The sequence below is a fragment of the Defluviicoccus vanus genome, assembly GCF_014672695.1.
Lineage (GTDB): Bacteria > Pseudomonadota > Alphaproteobacteria > Rhodospirillales > Defluviicoccaceae > Defluviicoccus > Defluviicoccus vanus.
The window spans coordinates 3,867,416-3,885,429 of record NZ_CP053923.1 but is presented as its reverse complement, the minus strand read 5'-3'; the positions used below and the strand labels follow the sequence as shown (position 1 = coordinate 3,885,429).

Below are 18,014 nucleotides of genomic sequence, written 5' to 3'. Positions count from 1 at the left end.
CACTACCCGCCGAGGTGGGCGATTACTTCCCGCAGGGGCACGCTTGACACCCGGACCACCCCTCCGAAGGGGTCTGCCAATTCCTGAATGAGGAAAACCGCGCCCGAAACCGACAACGTAGCCGCGAACAGAAATGCAAGAACAGTCGGATTACGAGCTGCAATCAGACCATAGCCTGCAAATAAGATTATCAGCCAAAGACCGATGACGATGAGAAATGCCAGAGGCAACTGGCTAGTTCCCTGAACATACATTTGAAAGCGTATCTGAGCCAAGTCTGACGTCACGCGCAGTGCCTGCGTCTTGAGGAATTCCTGTGTTTGGTTTTGCGGTGAAAGCTGGGTGACTTCGCGCAAAAACAGATCCATTGGAACGTGCGCTTCCCCTGGCGCCAGCGAAAGCGGGGCCGAACCGTCCTCCGGCCAGAGATGTTGCAGCATCAAACCAGCTGCTTCCCGCAACAGGTCGCGAGGATGCTCAGCTTCCTGCCCGTACTCGGCCAAGCTCCGATCGAGGAGGAGTACATCAGCCGAAAGCTGGCGCACGGCTGCACTCTGGGCATCGTAGGTTCCCTTGGCCGTCGCAATCATCAGGCCGAGAACGAGGGCGACGAGGGTGGCGATGAGTGCCATCCCCAGCTTGATAACATCTCTTGCGTCCGCACCGAGATGAGAGTCGGGCAGGGCGCGCGCGACGTACATCGCCAGAATGGACCCGCCAAAGACGACAGTAGCAATGACCAGGGACACCACTCCCGAAGTCATAAGACCTCCCCACGCAACGCGCTCTTCCCTCAGGCCGCCGCGCAAGTGTTCTGCGATTTACGCGTCGTAAGGGGGAGCTGGAGCCAAGTTTTCTCGGCACGCGCAGCCCGCGCCGGTAACAGAAGAAGGAAAGCGATCGATAAAAAGCATCAAACCGGGCTGGTCTGTTTCATTCCGCTCCTTCCCGTCTGGTTCCGGCGCCACTCGATGCGATCCCTTCCGCCTGGAACTGGCATGCGGTGAATTCTACCAAGCATCTCTTTTTTTGTCATTGCAGCGACATATCGGTCGTTAATCCTAAGCTCCTAGTTGCTGACAGCCCGGAATTCTGCTCGGGAAGACGGCGCCTTTGTTTCGGGCTGGCGCGGGAAGCAAGGGAATGCCTCTATGTCAAGGAAGAAATAGGAAGTCTGCACAAGCCTCCTTAGCGACTAAAACGGGTATCTGCTCTCCAACGTCGTGTGTCGTCGCGATTGGCCAAATGAGGACTTTCGCTTCTCACTCCTCCGCCGGCGCCGTAAATCCCGCCCGCCGGGCGGTGCCGATGGCCAGCACGACGACGACGCACATGACCAATCCGCCGGAGAAGAACGGCGCGCTACGGCCGAAGTAGCTGAACAGGGCACCGCCGCAGATCGGCCCCACCACCCGTGCCAGGGTCGTCGCCGAGCGGGAGACGCCCATGGCACCGCCCTGTACACTGCGGCTGACTTGCAGCGAAACGAGGCTGTTGAGCGCTGGAGTCAGCATGCTGAAGCCGATCGCCGCCGTTGCCATCGCCGGGATCAGCGTCAGCAGGTTGGGCGACAAGGGGATGGTCAGCATACCGACAGCAAGGGCGGCTGCGCCAGAGATGACGAGGCGCATCTCGCCAAATCGCTTCGCCAGACGACCGATCAGCCCCCCNTGCACCATGGCACTGATGATGCCGACGAGGGCGAAGATGNNATAGCCGTTCTGCTCCGGCCCCCAGCCGAACTGGCGGCGCGACCACATGGCAAAGGTCGTCTCCATGCCGGCGAAGACGAAGGTGGCCAGAAACATCAGGCCTAAGAGGCGCAGCAGTGCCGGCTGCGCCAGTGCTAGGCGAAACATCTCCCAGCGACTCTGCGTGCGGGCCTTGCCCTGCCGTCGCGCTTCGGCCGGCAGCGACTCCGGCAGAACAAAGATGGTCAGCAGCAGCGCCGTGGTCGACAGGGCGCAGGCGGCAAGCGCCGGGCTGCGGAAATCGGCGCTGGCGGGATCACTGCCGGAGAGAAGCCCGCCGATGGCCGGGCCGAAGATGAAGCCGACGCCGAAAGCGGCGCCGACAACGCCCATCGCCTTGGCCCGCGTCGCCGGCGTGCTGATATCGGCGGCATAGGCAAAGGCGGCGGCGATGCCGCCGGCCATCGCACCGCCGAAGCCGCGGGCGGCAAACAACATCCACAGGTGGTCGGCGAAAGCCAGCATTACATAGGAACTGGCCGCTCCGGCGAGGCTGATGATCAGGACCGGCCGGCGACCGATGCGGTCCGATAGCCGGCCCCAGAAGGGAGCGGTCACAAACTGCGCCAGCGAGTAGCTAGCCATCAAGAGGCCCACCTGCGCCGGACTGGCGTGAAAGTGCTCACCGTAGAATGGCAGCAAGGGGATGATCACCCCGAAGCCGATCAACTCCACGAACACGACGAAGAACAAGGTTCGCATCTATTCTGTGTCCTGCCGACGCGAGCCGCTTATCGCTGCGTCAGTTTCAGTTCGATTCGCCGGTTGCGGCGCAGCGCCGCATCGCCGGTGCCAGTCTCAAGCGGATGAAACTCCCCATAGCCGGCGGCCGCAAGATGCTGTGGCGGAATTCCCTGCTCGGTCAGCAGCCGGATAACCGACATCGCCCGCGCCTGCGACAATTCCCAGTTGGAGGGAAACTGCGATGTATTGATTGGCACCCGGTCGGTGTGGCCTTCCACCTGCAGGATCCAGTCGATGTCGGGCGGAATTTTCGCCGTGATCTCCTTCAGCGCCTGGCCGACGCGGATGAGCTGGCTGCGGCCTTCCTCGCCGATCTCGGCCGAGCCGGGGGCGAACAGCACCTCCGAGGAGAAGACGAACCGATCGCCGACGATGCGAATATCCGGATTGTCGCCAAGGATCTCGCGCATCCGGCCGAAAAACTCGGAACGATAGCGCGCCAGTTCCTGCACCTTGCCGGCCAGCGCCGCGTTCAGCCGTTGACCGAGGTTGACGATCTGCACCTCCTGCTCGGCCGCCTTTTTCTCCGATGCGTCGAGGGCGNNGCAGTCAACTGCTGCAATTGGTCGCGCAATGCACTCAGCTGCTGATTCAGCAATGCCACCTGGGCCCGCGCACTTTCCGACAGCTTCTTCTCTTCGATCAGCCCTGCTTCCGCCGACGTCGCTCGCTGGCCCAAAGCCGCCGCCTGCTTCTCCAGCTCGGCTTTCAGTGCCTGCAGGGCGGCGATGTCGGCAGCGATGCGGGCCACCTCCTGCTCGCTCGCCTGGTTCTTCGCCTCGGCGCTCTCGGCCCGCGACCGCAGCGCCTGCAGCGTCGCCTCCAGTTCGCTGCGGCTGGTGAGCGAGGCGNGCAAGTTCGCCCGACAGCCCCTCGATCCGCCGGTTCATCTCGTCCTTTTCGCGTCGTTCCAGCGCCAGGATGTCGGCCAGCTCTGCCATCCGGCCCTGCAACTCCTTAATCGCCGTCTCCCGGCCGGACAACGCCTCGCTGAGAAACACCTGGGCGAGAACGAAGACGAGGAGAACGAAGATGATTACCATCAACAAGGTGGCGAGGGCGTCGACGAAGCCCGGCCAGATGTTGACGGTGGTGCGGTTGCGACGGTTGGCGAGGGCCATGGCGACCGATCCGCCTACAAGCGTTCAGCTTCGTCGGCTACGGCGGCGATCGTCCGGGCGAGCAGCTTGATATCACTGCGGATCTGGCGGACCGTCTCCTCGCGGCCAGCGATCATCTCTTCAATCAGCCGGGCGACATAGACATCAAGGTTGCGAATGTGCGCGCGGGTCGTCTCGTCAAGCCCGCTCGACATCCCGGCGATGCCGTCGCTGAGCTTGCCAAGGATGGGGCGGATATCGTTCTGGCTTTCGGCGAAGCGCAGCATCAACGATTGTTCCGTGCGCATCTGGTCGGTGAGGAGACTGATCTTTTCCGACAGCGCCAGCAGATGGGCATTGGCCGTGATCCGTCCCTCCTCGCCCCGCTGCAGCGTCCGTTGCAGTGACTCGAGGCTCTCGGCGGTCTGTTCCAGCAGCGCCTGCACATAAATCGGCACCGAGTGGTCGCCGTCGTCCGTCAGCGCACCGCTCGGCAGGCGGGTGAGGCTGGAGAGCCAGTCCTCGGTTTCGTTGAAAAAGCGGTTCTGCGCCTGGCCGGCCTGCAGGTCGAGAAACCCCAACACCAAGGAGCCAGCGAGCCCGAACAGCGACGAGGAGAACGCGGTCCCCATTCCGGCCAGAGGCATCCCCAGGCCGCGCTTCAGATTCTCGAACACGGTGCCGGGATCGCCGCTGACGGAAAGGCTCTTGATCACCTCGCCCACCGAACCGATCGTCTGCGACAAGCCCCAGAAGGTGCCGAGCAGGCCGAGGAAGACCAGGAGGCCGATGATGTAGCGCGATAGGTCGCGGGTCTCGTCAAGGCGGGAGGCAATGCCATCAAGGAGCGACCGCAGCGCTGGCGGTGACAACGACAGCCGCTGCTGCCGCTCTCCCAGCATCGCCGCCATCGGTGCAAGCAGGCGCGGCGGGCTCCCGGGCTTCGCCTCGCCGGGACCGGCGCGAAGCCGCTCGATCCAGCCGACCTCCGCNTCCAGGCGGAGCACCTGGCGAATGTTGTAGAGGATCCCCAGAAACAGGACCCCCAGGATCAAACCGTTGAGCGGCGCGTTGGTCTCGAACGCGTGGCGCAAACCGGGATAAAGCAAGGCGACTACCGTGGCGACGGCAGCCAGAAACGCCGCCATCCGCATCACATACCGCCGCGGCCGGGTCATCAGTGAAACAATCCTTTCGCGATGCAGCCGGAGCCCGTTCGCTTACGGCGCCATGACCGCCACGTCAATCGGTTTGGTCACACTTGGCACCAACCTGCCCCGCTGGCAGCTGGCGGCATCGCGCAGCACGTGTCCTTGCCTTTTAATACAACCGATTGTCTGCCACCACCCGTTACCCGCTAAGTCGGCTCCATGCAGGCAATCGACGATTGTTTCGTGAAAAACTATCCAGGAAACGCAACGTAAAGGAATGCGGACGGCGGCTAGCGACACTCCCCGTCCGGAAGTAATATTGCTTCTATTGCTCTTTTTAAAGAGTGCCAGAGTTTGGTGAGATGGGGACACCAGCCGGGTGCCTGCTACGGCATTGCACCTTGGCGCCGGGCCGCGTGCCGGGGGTAGCGGCCCGGCTGCCGGCTCTGATGGCTACCACTTCAAACAAGCTCCGACAGGGCTTAACGGCCGAGCCATGCTCGCGCTTGGCTTTGAACAGCGCGTCGACATACCCGGCCCTAAAGCCGGGCCTCACGGTAATGATCACAGAACCAAGCATAGGTTGTGCGCAGGCCGTCGGCCAATTCGGTTTCTGCACGCCAGCCAAGCGTGTTTAGGCGGCTGACATCCAGCAGTTTGCGCGGCGTTCCGTCCGGCTTCGATGCATCGAAAACGAGTTCGCCTTCAAAGCCGACGACGCTGCAAACGAGACGGGCAAGATCCGCGATGGAGATGTCTACGCCGGTGCCCACATTCAGCTGCACCGAACCGGAGTAGTTCTTGAGCAGAAACACCAGGGCGTCGGCGAGGTCGTCCACATAGAGGAACTCGCGCTTTGGTGTTCCCGTGCCCCACACCTCCAGCGACTTTGCCCCGGCGATCTTAGCGTTATGCGCCTTTGCCATCAGCGCCGGGATGACATGGCTCTGCGACAGGCTGAAATTGTCACCCGGCCCATACAGATTGGTCGGCTGGGCGGAGATGAAATCGCAGCCGTACTGACGGCGGTAGGCCTGACACATCTTGATGCCGGCGATCTTGGCCACGGCGTACCACTCGTTGGTCGGCTCGAGCGGCCCGGTCAGCAAGGCATCTTCAGTTATCGGCTGTGGTGCCATGCGTGGATAGATGCACGATGAGCCAAGAAAGAGCAGCTTGACCACGCCCAGTTGATGCGCGGCACCGATGATGTTGGCCTCGATCATCAGATTGTCATAGAGAAACTCAGCGGGCCGGGTGTCGTTGGCGTAGATTCCACCCACCGTCGCCGCGGCAACGATCACCGCATCCGGCTGCTGCGCGGCCATCCAGCTTTCGGTCGCCGCTTGACGCCGCAGGTCCACCTCCGCCCTGCCCGCCGTCAGCACGACGCAATTTTCCTCTGCCAGCCGCCGGACAACGGCGGCTCCCACCATGCCGCGGTGGCCCGCGACCCAGACCCGCTTACCGGTCAGATCCAGCGCCGCCGCCGCGTTACTCTGCNNATTCCTTCGGGCATGACGTCCTCAGGCATCGTTGCGCCACTTCTCCTGCCCGACCACCGCCAGGTCCGAAGCAACCATCTCCCGAACCAGTTCGCGGAACGGTGTCTTGTGCGTCCAGCCAAGCTTTTCCCGGGCCTTGCTCGGATCACCCAGCAGCAGTTCAACTTCGGTCGGACGGAAATAGCGCGGGTCTACCTCCACCAGCACCTCACCGGTCTTGGCATCCAGCCCCTGCTCGTCCACGCCCTCGCCGCGCCAAGTAATCGCGCGGTCGACGTGCTGGAACGCGAGTTCGATGAACTCCCGGACCGAATGCATTTCACCGGTGGCCAGCACGTAATCGTCCGGCGTCTCCTGCTGCAGAATGCGCCACATCCCCTCGACGTAATCCCGCGCATTGCCCCAGTCGCGCTTGGCGTCGAGATTGCCGAGATAGAGCCGCTTCTGCTTGCCGAGCGTAATAGCGGCAACAGCACGCGTAATCTTCCGCGTAACAAAGGTTTCGCCGCGCGTCGGCCCTTCGTGATTAAATAGAATACCGTTCGAAGCATGCATACCGTATGCTTCTCGATAGTTCACAGTAATCCAGAACGAATAAAGCTTAGCCGCCGCATACGGACTGCGCGGGTAAAACGGCGTGGTTTCTTTTTGCGGGATTTCCTGAACTTTTCCGTAGAGCTCGGAGGTCGACGCCTGATAGAATCGCGCCGTATCCTCAAGCTTCAAGATGCGGATCGCTTCAAGCAGCCTCAGCGTGCCAATTCCATCGGCATTCGCCGTATACTCGGGCGTTTCGAAGCTGACCTGCACATGACTTTGCGCCGCGAGATTGTAGATCTCCGTCGGCTGCACTTCCTGAATGAGACGAATGAGGTTGGTCGAGTCGGTTACGTCTGCGTAATGAATAAAGAATCGCGCATCCTCAACGTGAGGATCGACATATAAATGATCGACACGCCCCGTGAACGAAGAGGAACGCCGCTTTGTGCCATGTACCTCGTAGCCTTTTCCGAGGAGAAGCTCCGCGAGCAACGCGCCATCCTGTCCGGTGACACCAGTGATAAATGCAACCTTTCGTACCAATGCGCTTCTCCATTTCTAAACGAGCGAGATAAATCATCTCGCAGGCGGCGGCAATCTACTTCGCAAGTGCGGAAATGCCAAGGGCAGATTGCGGCACCTGCCCCGAACGCGACCGTGCTGTCACACGGAAACTGCAGCATCGCTTCCGGCCCGCCAAGCGCCTGTCGGGGCACAGCGCCAGTTACGTGGCGCTGGACCCACCCGCCGTCTGGCGATAAACAGCGTGCTGTGGGAGTAAGCTTCCACAGCAGGCGGCGAAACGGCAACACTGACGGCAACACTGGGGGTGGATGTCGCGACTGTACCCACCCGTTGATGGGAGAACGATTTTGGGCGCCATCGCACTGTTATGGTATCCCCTCGCTCTCGCATTGATCGCTATCGCCGGCGTGCTCAAGCTCGAGCATCCCTTCGGCCGTGACCAGGCCATCCACCATTGGATGGCGCTGCGGATGATGGATGGCGCCGTCGCCTATCGCGACGTCTGGGACGTCAGGCAGCCGGCGATCCTTGCCTTCCACAGTTTGGCCATCGCCCTTTTCGGACCATCAGTACGCGCCGTTCACCTGCTCGAGCTGATCTGGATGCTGGTCCTCGCCGTCCTGATTATGGTTTTGTTGCGAGGTTACTTCCGTTATCGCTGGCTGTCGGCCGCCGCTGCGGTCGCGGCGATCGTTCCCTACTTTGTTTTTGCCCAAGACTACAGTCAAACGCAGGTCGAGATCATGGTCGGCCTGCCCTTTTTCCTCGCCGCTTGGTGTCTCTGGAAGGCAAGCCAGACCGATCGTCACACCTGCGTCCTGTCCTTCGCCGCGGGCATCGCTGCCGGAATCGGCACCGCCTTCAAACATGTTCTTGCCCCCATACCGGTCGCTTTCGCCCTCCTCGCCGCTTGGCATCTGTTGCGGCGGCCGCGCACGACACCGGCAATGACGTCGCTCGGCCGACTCTGGATCCCCTTTGCCGCCGGAGTCATCGTCGTTTGGGGCGCAATTTCGCTGATTTTCCTCTTTCAGGGCGCCTTTGCCGAGTACTTCTGGACCAATTTTATCTGGCCGATCGAGAATCTCGCCATAAGCAACCCGGCACCGATGTTTCGCCTCATCGAGGGCGCCGCTGTGCTGGTGGCCAGCCTCACGCCATGGCTGCTGCTGGCCTTGGCCACCCTTGACGGCGTCGTCCGCTCGAACGAGCCCAAGTTTACCTCGTTTCTGTGGGCCTGGATCGTCGCCGCCGCTGTCGCGCTGCTGGTGCAGCGAACATCCTGGTGGTCCTATCACTTCCTTTTGTTCTATGTCCCCATCGGCATCCTCAGCGTACGCGGGATCGACCGAATCGTCGGCGCGCTCGCCGCCCGCNGCCAATATCTCGCCGTTGGCGCCATGGGGCTGACCGCGCTGCTGGTCGTTTTGCCGATCGCCGGTCTCGCGCGGCCGCTCGGCGAGGACGCCCGCGCTCAGTGGAAAGCCTTCTACGTCAATCACCTGGATGCCGACGGCTATCGCCGGCAGAACTTCCCCATCTACGCCGACGCGGCGGCGGTTGCCGACTATCTCAATGCCACTGGCGGCAACGATCCCGTCTATTCCATCGACGATCTGACACTGATCCTGCTCAGTCATCGCGATATCGGGCAGCCGGTGCCGGGGGAATGGTTCGCCGCGCTGACGCCGGTCGCACGCTGGCAGGACATTCCACAGCGACTGGAAGCCAATCCGCCTCGCTACTTCTTCATTGAATCGCGACTCGCCGCCGATTTCGCCGCTCTCCATCCGACACTGATGGCGATGTTGGAGCGCGATTATAAGGTGGCGGTGGATGTGCCCTTAGGGCGGCTCTACGAGAAACTGCCGCCCCCGGCAGCGTCAACCGACACTCCCGCCCCTGTGCCCGATTCGGCAGCGCCTGAAACCACGACGCCCGATGCGCCGGCGCCGGTCGTCCCCAGTGCACCTTCGTCCGAGTCTGAGTAGCCCCCTATCCAGTTAGGATTGGCAGCAGCATCGATCGCCGGGTGGCAACGAAAAACCTCGCCAGCACCACTGCCGCAAACCAATGGTTGACTGTCGCACTGCCGTTGATAAACTTTGTGCATCGCAGCATTTATGCTGCCGCAAGCGCGAAGCCGGCGGGAGACGCAGTTATGTCCAATCTGACCGAGTTGGGACAACTTCTGCACGAAGAGCATTTCCGTATTCTGGTGGCTGTCTGCGGGTTGGAGAATCGCGTTGGCGGCGCCTACGAATGCCAACCGCTCGATGCAGCAAACGCCGAGGATCGCCACCAGCTGGAGGAACTCGTTGCCGCGCTCGACGAGGTGATCGGCCATCACGCCTTCGAAGAGACGGTGATTTTTCCGCTGATCCGTCAATGCGGCAAACGTGAGTTGACCAATGCTCTTGCCATCGAGCATCTGGCGATCGAACCGATGGCGATGCGGCTGCGCGTTGTCGCCGATGCTATGCTGCAGTCCGGGACCGGCGCCGAACGCTGGAGCGAGTTTCGTGCCGCGGCGTCCGCGCTGATCGCCGAAGTACTGCAGCATTTGCAAAAAGAAGAGCTGAATATCGTCCAGCACCTCGATGAGTTCCTCGATCCGCAAATGGACCACCAACTGGCGCTCGATCACCTCGCCGACCGCGCCAACAGCCGCCAACCAGCCTTCGCCTTGTAAATCAATCGCCCGCACGACCACCGCACCGCCACCGCTTGCTTGGACGCGGCATGCCGGCACTTGGCGTGAGTGACTCAGCCTGACTTGTCACTGCGTTTTTCCTCCGCATGGGGTGGAGTCAGGCCTGATGAGGGACAGACGAATTGATCTTCCCCGGAAAAAGTGGAACCCGAGTTATGCGGCGTGAAACTCGGCTTGCTCGGGAGTACGGTATCTGAGTGCGGCGTTGAGCCGCTGACGGTTGTCGTAGGTTTCGATGTAAATAGACAGATCGCGGCCGGCGGCGTATTGGCTGCCGCGGACGGAGTGACGGATCAAACCGCGACCGGGCCGTTGCCGCTGGATGGCCATCGTCAGCGCGGCGATTGTGCGTTCCTGGCGCAGGTGATCGCGCATCGCCCATCCCATCACCTTGCGGCTGAACAGGTGGAGGACGACGACGAGATACAGCCAGCCCTCGTCGGTGGGAATGCGGGTGATGTCCGCCAGCCAGATCTGGTTCAGCCGGCCGCCATCGAACCGGGCGACCAACTCTTCGCCGGCAACCGGTGGCAGGTCAGGCAGCGGCAGTGTCGGATCAACCATGGCGGGTGGGCGCTGCGGAAACGACATGGATTGGCTTCGAGAACCGAATCCTAGCAGCCTGTCGGACTTGCGTCTCGGGCGTCGCCGGACCTGCGTAGGGATCGGTGCGTCGGCGCCTCTGTCAGCGCCATTTTGGGCGGTGCGGTCGCGCTGGCGCGCCTGCGGAACTGGCCGCGCAGGCTAGACGGCGCGGCTGAGGGCGAACATCCGCTTCAGGTTCCATGCCATGGTCACAAGCCTCCACTCGCCACGGGCGGCATTGAGCCCGCGCAGCAGGAACTGCCGGAACCCCAGCACGGACTTGATGATGCCAAACACTGGCTCGGGCGTCTGCTTGCGCAGGGCGTAGAGCGCGCGGCCCTGCGGCGTGCGCAGCCGATACGCCATCGCCTGAACCGGGGTGGGGTCTTCGGGCGCCGGTGGCGCCGCAGCGAAGCGCTCTTGCAGGCTGAGATGATGCGCCTCGCGACCAAGTGCGATCAGCGGTTCGATCCCGCCGGCCACACAGGCCTGCACATTCGCCTCGCTGAAGTAGCCATTGTCCGCCAACAGCATGTCCGGCCTGCCGAGCACGTCCGGCAGAGTGCCGATCTTGTCCAGCATGGGTGTAAGCTGCTGCTTGTCGTTGGGCGCCTGCACCACGTCGGCGACCACCACCAGCAGACTGCCCGCCGCCACCGCCGCCTGCGCATTGTAGCACTGCTCAAAACCGCCGCCCGCCACCGCCATGATGCGGCTTTCCTCGTCGGTCAGATTGATCTGATCCGTGGGCAGCGGCGTCGCCACCGGCGGCTTCGGCTCACGGCCCGTGGGCTTCTTGCCGGTGGCCGCTGCCTTGGCGTCCCGTGCTGCGAGTTTCGCCTGATGGTCTGCCTGCTCCCGTTCGAAGCGTTCCTTCGCGCGGGCCTCGATCTTCGCCCGGGCCTCGGCGAGCCTGGACAACCGTTCCTCACGTCGCGCCAGTTCGTCGGGGATCGACATGCCGTCAGCGATGTCCACCTGGTCCGCCGCTTCTGCCTTGGCCATGAGATCGGCCACTTCGGCCTGCAGTTGGGCCTCCAGCTTGCCCGCATGGTCATAGGACAGCGCGCTGTGCCGGCTGGCATTGGCGTGGACCTTGGTCCCGTCGAGCCCGACCGTTCCCAGCTTCAGCACGCCCATCTCGCGCGCGAGCACCAGCACCTGGACGAACAGCTTCTCGATCTGCGGCAGAAAGCGTCGGCGGAACGCGGCGATGGTGTCATGGTCCGGATGATCGTTCGCCGCGATGAAGCGGAACGCCACGCTGTCATAGGTCGCCCGCTCCAGCTTGCGGCTGGAGAACACCCCGGTGGCGTAGCCGTAGATCAGAATGCCCAGCAGAAGGCTGGGGTGGTAGGACGCTTCCCCAGAGCCACGGTAGCTGCCGGTCATCGGCCGCAGATCCAGCCCCGCGATCACCTCCACCACGAACCGCGCCAAGTGCCGCTGCGGAAGCCACTCGTCCACCGACGGCGGCATCAGAAATCCGCTGTCGCGGTCGATCGGGCGGAAGTTGCTCATGCCGAAGAGGTCCGGGCCGGGGGCGTGAATCCATGCCCGGATTCTATAACCCACAGCTCCGCCTCGCGTTAAGTCCGACAGGCTGCTAAGCAATTCCAATGAACGACGCGGCACCCGCCGATCAGGACGCATAATCCGTTGGGGTGGACGGCCCCGCGGCATCTGGTGCCAAGGTTCGCTGTCGAAGTGAACAGGAGCCGTCCATGACCGAGATTACCCGCATTGCGATCGACACGTCCAAGTCCGTTTTCACCCTACATGGCACGGATGCCGACGGGCGGGCGGTGCTGCGCCGCAATCTGCGCCGCCAGGACATGGTACCATTCTTCGCGCGCCGCCCGCCGATGGAGGTGGTGCTGGAGGCCTGCGGCGGCTCGCATCACTGGGGCCGTGTGCTGGCTGGGCTCGGCCACACGGTGCGGTTGATCCCGCCGCAATACGTCAAACCCTTCGTCAAGCGCGGCAAGAACGATCGCAACGATGCCGAGGCGATCAGCGAAGCCGCGGCCCGGCCGGAGATGCGCGAGGTCGCGGTCAAGTCGGCGGACCAGCAGGCCAACGCGATGCTGCTGTCGGTGCGCGAGTTGCTGGTGCGCCAACGCACGCAGCTGGTCAACGCGCTGCGCGGACACGCGGCCGAGTTCGGTCACGTCGGCCGCCTTGGCCGCCAAGGCGTGGCAAAGCTGCTGGCCGACGTCGCCGAGGACGCGGATCTGCCGACGCCGGCGAAGGACGCATTGGCGTTGCTGGGCGCCGAGATCGGTCGGCTGGATGCGCGGCTGGCTGAGGTCGACGCCCGGCTGGTGGCGCAACACAAACAGACGCCAACCAGCAAGATGCTGGCGGAGGTGCCGGGGATCGGGCCGATCGGCGCGTTGAGCCTGGTGCTGCGGGTCGATTTCAGCCAGTTCAAGTCGGGGCGGCATTTCGCCTCCTGGCTGGGGCTGACTCCGCGCGAGCATTCCACCGGCGGCAAGACGCGGCTGGGCGGGATCAGCCGCGCCGGCGACGAGCGGCTGCGCCAGTTGCTGGTGCTGGGAGCGACCGCGGTGATCCGACAGGCCAAGCCGGGAAAGGCCTCGGCGTGGCTGATCGCTTTGCTGGCAAGGCGGCCGCGCAAGCTCGCGGCGGTCGCCCTGGCCAACAAGATGGCGCGCATCGTCTGGGCGATGATGACGAGTGGAGAGGCGTATCGCCAGCCGGCAACCGCTTGACCACTCGTTGATGCCGCAGGTGCAGGGCTGAGGACGGAGAGATGCTGATCGGTCGAGCCGACGATCTAAAGAGCCCGGGTAGCCTGGTGGCCATCAAGGCCGCCCATCCGTTTGGGCGTGGATCGCGGAACCCATCTGGGCCAGCGGACATCGTGCCGCGCAAAACAGGCCGGACACACGACTGCCATCGCACCAGATCAGATTTTCTCCCCCTCACCCCTTGCACCCAGGGGGCCGTCCACACACGACGCCCGGCTGGTGGCGCAACACAAACAGACGCCAACCAGCCAGATGCTGGCGGAGGTGCCGGGGATCGGGCCGATCGGCGCGTTGAGCCTGGTGCTGCGGGTCGATTTCAGCCAGTTCAAGTCGGGGCGGCATTTCGCCTCCTGGCTGGGGCTGACTCCGCGCGAGCATTCCACCGGCGGCAAGACGCGGCTGGGCGGGATCAGCCGCGCCGGCGACGAGCGGCTGCGCCAGTTGCTGGTGCTGGGAGCAACCGCGGTGATCCGACAGGCCAAGCCGGGAAAGGCCTCGGCGTGGCTCATCGCTTTGCTGGCGAGGCGGCCGCGCAAGCTCGCGGCGGTCGCGCTGGCCAACAAGATGGCCCGCATCGTCTGGGCGATGATGACGAGTGGAGAGGCGTATCGCCAGCCGGCAACCGCTTGACCACTCGTTGATGCCGCAGGTGCAGGGCTGAGGACGGAGAGATGCTGATCGGTCGAGCCGACGATCCACAGAACCCGGGTAGCCCGGTGGCCATCAAGGCCGCTAATCCGTTTGGGCGTGGATCGCGGAACCCATCTGGGCCAGCGGACATCGTGCCGCGCAAAACAGGCCGGACACACGACTGCCATCGCACCAGATCAGATTTTCTCCCCCTCACCCCTTGCACCCAGGGGGCCGTCCACACACGGGTTAGGGCGCGAGCTTCGCTTCGTAGCGGCGATCGGTCAGCGTCTTGAGGAAGGCGACCAGTGCGTCAATGCGTTTGTCGTCGAGGGCCCGTCCCATTTTTAGCTTTTCCAGTGAAATATTGGCATTCACCTCTGGCGCATCGAACGGTTTGCCGGTTTCCGGATCGATCAGTCGCTCGGGATTGTGGGTGGTGTACTTGTTGTAGAACAAGACAACGGTACGCAGATCGGTAAAGACGCCGTTGTGCATGTAGGGTCCGGTGACGGCGACATTGCGCAGTGACGGCACCTTGAACTTGCCCGTCTCGGCCTGTGGCTCGATGACCGCCGGATTTTGTGCCAGACCGCCGTCCACATGGTCGGCGGGCAGGCCGTTTACCGTCCGGACCGCCCGGTTAATCGGGACGCCGATATTGTGGTACTCGAAATTGCTGAAGATCTCGTCGCTGCGCACCTGGCCCCGTTCCAACAGGTGACACTGCGAGCAACTGGCAAACTGAGTGGAAAAGAAGAGGACACGGCCGAGTTCTTCCTGTTCGGTGAGCTTCTCCTCGCCACGCAGCCAGCGGTCGTACTTGGAATCGAAGGGAGCGAAGAGCGGCGTGCGCTCGAAGGCGACGATGCTGGCCGTCATCGCCGCATAGCCCTTTTCGGCATCACCAAGCGCATCCGTGGCGAACAGACGGGCGAACGCCTCCACGTAAGCGGGATTCTCTTGCAGGCGCGCCACCACCGCCGCCTTATCCGGCATTCCCATTTCCAAGGGGTTGAGCGGCGGTCCACCCGCCTGGTCTTGCAGCGTCGATGCCCGACCGTCGAGGAAGAGTCCGCCCAGATAGCGGCCATCCTCGGCGCGATGAAACGGCGGGCTGAAGCTAGCATAAGCCGCGGTCGGCGCGTTGCGGTCGCCGAGCGAGTGGCCGTCGTCGCCGAGGGAGACCGCGCGACCCGCCGCCGTCGGCCGCCCGTCGGCGAAACCAGCGTCGGGTGAATGACAGCTGGCGCAGGCCTGCGTACGGTTTTTCGACAGATTCGTGTCGAAGAACAATGCTTCGCCCAACGCTTCACGACTGTCGTAATGCGCCGACGCTTTCGGAACGGCATGCATGACCGAAGCCAGAGCCGCAATGCCGCCAGCGGCCAAGGCGGCGGCGACGGCAATGGCGACAGAGCGTTTCATCCGTGCGAACCCTCGCCTGCAGCAGCGGCAAAGACGAACACCCGCCCCGGATCGATCGTAATCCCCACATAACTGCCTGGCGTCGGCAGGAAAATGCCGGTGACCAAAGCCCTGAGCCGCCAGTCGCCGACTTCGGTGGCAAGAGTGACGGCGCTGAGACCACCGATGAGACGACGGTCAAGCACCACGGCGCGGTGGCCAGTGGCACCGCGTTGGGCGAAATCCGGGTCAAGCAGAATGCCCTCGGGGCGGATGAGAGCGACAGCTTCGCTGCCTTCGTCAGCTCCGCCGGCGGCAAGGAAGCCAAGCGGCGTCGCCAACTGCTTCCCGGTCACCCGCCCCGCCCACCGGTTCACTGGCCCGAACAACTCGACGACGAAGGGCTCGCGTGGCTGCAGATAGATTTCCGCCGGTGCCCCCTCCTGCACCACCCGTCCGTCACGCATGACCAGCAGCCGGTCCGCCAGGACCATCGCCTCCTCCGGGTCATGCGTAACCAGCAGGGTAGAAATATCGGTATCGCGCAGGAACTGCGCCGTCTCATCGCGAACCTGTGCACGCAGCGCCACATCGAGGCCGGAAAACGGTTCGTCCAGCAGCAATACTTTCGGCTGTGGTGCCAACGCTCGCAGCAGCGCGCACCGCTGCTGCTGACCGCCGGAGAGCGTATGCGGATACGCCCTGGCCCAGTCGGCAAGCTCCATCCTGGCCAACGCGGCGCGAACCCAGGTGTTGTTGCGCGCGCTGCGGTCGATGCCGAAGCACACGTTCTCCTGCACGGTCAGGTGGGGAAACAGCGCATAGTCCTGGAACATCAGGCCAACGTGACGCCGTTCCGGCGGCCAGTGCAGGCCGGCCGCCGCATCGGCGACAACCACGTCGCCTACGCAGATGCGGCCCTGCTGCAGGCGTTCAAGCCCGGCGGCGAGACGCAGCAAGGTGGTCTTGCCGCAACCGGATGGGCCCAGCAGGCACACCACTTCGCCACGATCGACGGTGACCGATACACCGCGCAGAATCGGCTTGCCGTCGAAGGCGTGGCTGATCGCATCCAGATGCAGCCCGGCCGGCGCAGACGCTATCCCGCCAACGATGCCGGAAGTGCGATGAGCGTCATGATGAATGCCGCTTGGGTCGTCAAGGTGAGCATCGCGACGGCTGGCCCCGGTTGTCCTCGTCTGGGCTATGCTATGGGCGTTCGCCATTACCGCCTCACCGGTCGCTCCGAGCACACATGCAGCTTCTCCCGACGTGCGGCTGTTGAGCCAACTTCCGCCCGATCCACTGCCACGGCCGAAGTGCACCCATCTCAACGCTGTACGTTAGAAAACGATGCCGATTTCGCCGCCACCGACGATGGCCGTGTCGGCGCTCGAAACACCGGCGGGGTCGAAGACCAGCTGGATATCCGGACGGACGTAGAACCACGGTGTGACCTGGACGGTATATGCCATTTCGAACACCTTTTCCGATCCACCCGGCTGCAGATCCTTCGACAGATTACCGTAGAAGAAGCCGAGTGCGGTGTTATCGTCGTCACGCGTCGGAATTAAACCCTTGTAGACGAGACCGCCGCCGAAGAAGACCGGATTTTCGTTGATCGATTGCCGCGGCATGTAGGTGACGACCATCCAGGGGGTAAGACCCTGGCCTTTGCCGTCCGGTTCCTCATAGACCATCTGCTGCAGTGATATATACAGGCCAGGGTTGCCGTTCTTGTTGCCGCCATCCTTGATGTCTTCGCGATCACCGCTCTCATACAGCCAGCCGCCGACCTTAAGCATGCCCGGCAGCGTGGCGAGTCCCGANGTATCCCCCTCGGCCGGCTCGTACTCGGTCGGCTGATGCGCCTCTGCCGCGGCGGTGGTCGTCTCAGCCGCTTCCTCTTCCGCCGGCTGGTTCCAGCTGTAGCCAATCTCGCCGATGGCGAGAACGCCATCACCAGGATCGAGATCGAAATCGACGCCGTTTCGGGTGTCATCGACCGAATGTTCGTTGGCGTTGTAGACGCCGGCGGCGAGGCGCAGACCGTTCACCGGCTCGCCGGCGGCGACGACGCCCCATTGGGCGAAGGGCGCCGTGGTAAAGCCGAAGTTGCCACCGGGAATATTCGCCGGCGTGCCGTTGATGCCGCCGTTAACGTAGTTGGTGTAGATGTCCGAGGAGATGAAGTCGTTCTCAGTGGTCAGCCGGCCGACCTTGAAGGAGAGCCGATCCTCAAGCAGCTGCTGTTGCAGATACATCTCCGACAGGCGCACCTCGCGCCCGGTGTAGATCTGCTGGACGGCGAACATGTTGCCCACCTGCCGGTCCGACAGGTTGTGGCCCGACGACCAGGCACCGCTGGTATAGAGGCTGAATCCGGGGATGCCTGCCAGCTTTTCAAAGTCGAAGTTAATGCCGAAATCGATCCGCCCGGCATAGTCCCAGCCATCGCCGCTGCCGGCATTGCCGTTGCGCACCGCCATCATATCGGTGGTGTACGCCGCCTCGGGCGTAATCCCTGCTTCCTCCAACTGGGTGCGGACGCCGCCCCAGTCGCCAGTGGCATAATCCCCGCTCAGCCAG

General features: G+C 63.3%; 13 protein-coding genes and 1 pseudogene. 4 read left to right on the top strand and 10 right to left on the bottom strand.

Annotation, left to right across the window (positions count from 1 at the left end; all coding sequences use genetic code 11):
* Positions 1–2: 2 nt before the first annotated feature.
* The 5 genes from HQ394_RS17720 to gmd all read right to left on the bottom strand — a co-directional run bounded on the left by HQ394_RS17720 (position 3) and on the right by gmd (position 7,334).
* Positions 3–764 (bottom strand): bestrophin-like domain, encoded by a 762-nt coding sequence (locus HQ394_RS17720; protein ID WP_190261300.1) that lies wholly within the window; start codon positions 762–764, stop codon positions 3–5.
* Positions 765–1,262: 498 nt separating this feature from the next.
* Positions 1,263–2,453, bottom strand: a complete 1,191-nt coding sequence (locus HQ394_RS17715) for an MFS transporter (protein WP_190261299.1) — start codon at positions 2,451–2,453, stop codon at positions 1,263–1,265.
* A gap of 29 nt (positions 2,454–2,482) precedes the next feature.
* On the bottom strand, positions 2,483–2,998 hold the full coding sequence (locus HQ394_RS20860; protein WP_317628962.1) for an OmpA family protein: 516 nt from the start codon (positions 2,996–2,998) through the stop codon (positions 2,483–2,485).
* Positions 2,999–5,285: 2,287 nt separating this feature from the next.
* Positions 5,286–6,227 carry a GDP-L-fucose synthase gene (gene fcl, locus HQ394_RS17700; RefSeq protein ID WP_317629048.1) on the bottom strand — a complete coding sequence of 314 codons (942 nt, stop codon included), beginning with the start codon at positions 6,225–6,227 and terminating at the stop codon, positions 5,286–5,288.
* Between the two features lie 45 nt (positions 6,228–6,272).
* The gene (gene gmd / locus HQ394_RS17695) at positions 6,273–7,334 is read right to left on the bottom strand and encodes a GDP-mannose 4,6-dehydratase (RefSeq protein ID WP_190261297.1); all 1,062 of its coding nucleotides are present in this window, start codon (positions 7,332–7,334) and stop codon (positions 6,273–6,275) included.
* A 290-nt stretch (positions 7,335–7,624) separates the two neighbouring features.
* Between gmd and HQ394_RS17690 the strand changes: the two genes are divergently transcribed.
* Together HQ394_RS17690 and HQ394_RS17685 are read left to right on the top strand one after the other, a co-directional pair.
* Positions 7,625–9,307 (top strand): glycosyltransferase family 39 protein, encoded by a 1,683-nt coding sequence (locus HQ394_RS17690; protein ID WP_456151456.1) that lies wholly within the window; start codon positions 7,625–7,627, stop codon positions 9,305–9,307.
* A 170-nt stretch (positions 9,308–9,477) separates the two neighbouring features.
* Entirely contained in the window at positions 9,478–10,008 is a 531-nt protein-coding gene (locus HQ394_RS17685; protein ID WP_190261295.1) for a hemerythrin domain-containing protein, read from the top strand.
* 174 nt (positions 10,009–10,182) lie between these two features.
* On the opposite strand, the gene HQ394_RS17680 is transcribed toward HQ394_RS17685, so the two are convergent.
* Both HQ394_RS17680 and HQ394_RS17675 read right to left on the bottom strand, forming a co-directional pair.
* On the bottom strand, positions 10,183–10,497 hold the full coding sequence (locus HQ394_RS17680) for a DDE-type integrase/transposase/recombinase (protein ID WP_407644757.1): 315 nt from the start codon (positions 10,495–10,497) through the stop codon (positions 10,183–10,185).
* 276 nt (positions 10,498–10,773) lie between these two features.
* On the bottom strand, positions 10,774–12,135 hold the full coding sequence (locus HQ394_RS17675; RefSeq protein WP_190260069.1) for an IS1182 family transposase: 1,362 nt from the start codon (positions 12,133–12,135) through the stop codon (positions 10,774–10,776).
* Positions 12,136–12,338: 203 nt separating this feature from the next.
* On the opposite strand from HQ394_RS17675, the gene HQ394_RS17670 reads away from it, so the two are divergent.
* Both HQ394_RS17670 and HQ394_RS17665 read left to right on the top strand, forming a co-directional pair.
* A complete protein-coding gene (locus HQ394_RS17670) occupies positions 12,339–13,349 on the top strand; it encodes an IS110 family RNA-guided transposase (protein WP_190261293.1) in 1,011 nt (336 codons plus the stop codon).
* 246 nt (positions 13,350–13,595) lie between these two features.
* A pseudogene (locus HQ394_RS17665) lies at positions 13,596–14,018 on the top strand (IS110 family RNA-guided transposase); the annotation flags it as partial.
* A gap of 249 nt (positions 14,019–14,267) precedes the next feature.
* On the opposite strand, the gene HQ394_RS17660 reads toward HQ394_RS17665, so the two are convergent.
* From HQ394_RS17660 to HQ394_RS17650, 3 genes are all read right to left on the bottom strand, one after another.
* The gene (locus HQ394_RS17660; protein WP_190261292.1) at positions 14,268–15,446 is read right to left on the bottom strand and encodes a cytochrome-c peroxidase; all 1,179 of its coding nucleotides are present in this window, start codon (positions 15,444–15,446) and stop codon (positions 14,268–14,270) included.
* Positions 15,443–16,651 (bottom strand): ABC transporter ATP-binding protein, encoded by a 1,209-nt coding sequence (locus HQ394_RS17655; protein ID WP_190261291.1) that lies wholly within the window; start codon positions 16,649–16,651, stop codon positions 15,443–15,445. Before HQ394_RS17655 ends, HQ394_RS17660 begins: the two co-directional genes overlap by 4 nt.
* A gap of 117 nt (positions 16,652–16,768) precedes the next feature.
* On the bottom strand, positions 16,769–17,914 hold the full coding sequence (locus HQ394_RS17650) for a carbohydrate porin (protein WP_456151646.1): 1,146 nt from the start codon (positions 17,912–17,914) through the stop codon (positions 16,769–16,771).
* Positions 17,915–18,014 lie beyond the last annotated feature (100 nt).

Bases quoted from the DNA above. Each gene is read 5' to 3' on its own strand.
- HQ394_RS17685 (WP_190261295.1), top strand. From the start codon at position 9,478: ATGTCCAATCTGACCGAGTTGGGACAACTTCTGCACGAAGAGCATTTC.
- HQ394_RS17660 (WP_190261292.1), bottom strand. From the start codon at position 15,446: ATGAAACGCTCTGTCGCCATTGCCGTCGCCGCCGCCTTGGCCGCTGGC.
- HQ394_RS17670 (WP_190261293.1), top strand. From the start codon at position 12,339: ATGACCGAGATTACCCGCATTGCGATCGACACGTCCAAGTCCGTTTTC.
- HQ394_RS17655 (WP_190261291.1), bottom strand. From the start codon at position 16,651: ATGGCGAACGCCCATAGCATAGCCCAGACGAGGACAACCGGGGCCAGC.
- HQ394_RS17720 (WP_190261300.1), bottom strand. From the start codon at position 764: ATGACTTCGGGAGTGGTGTCCCTGGTCATTGCTACTGTCGTCTTTGGC.
- HQ394_RS17675 (WP_190260069.1), bottom strand. From the start codon at position 12,135: ATGAGCAACTTCCGCCCGATCGACCGCGACAGCGGATTTCTGATGCCG.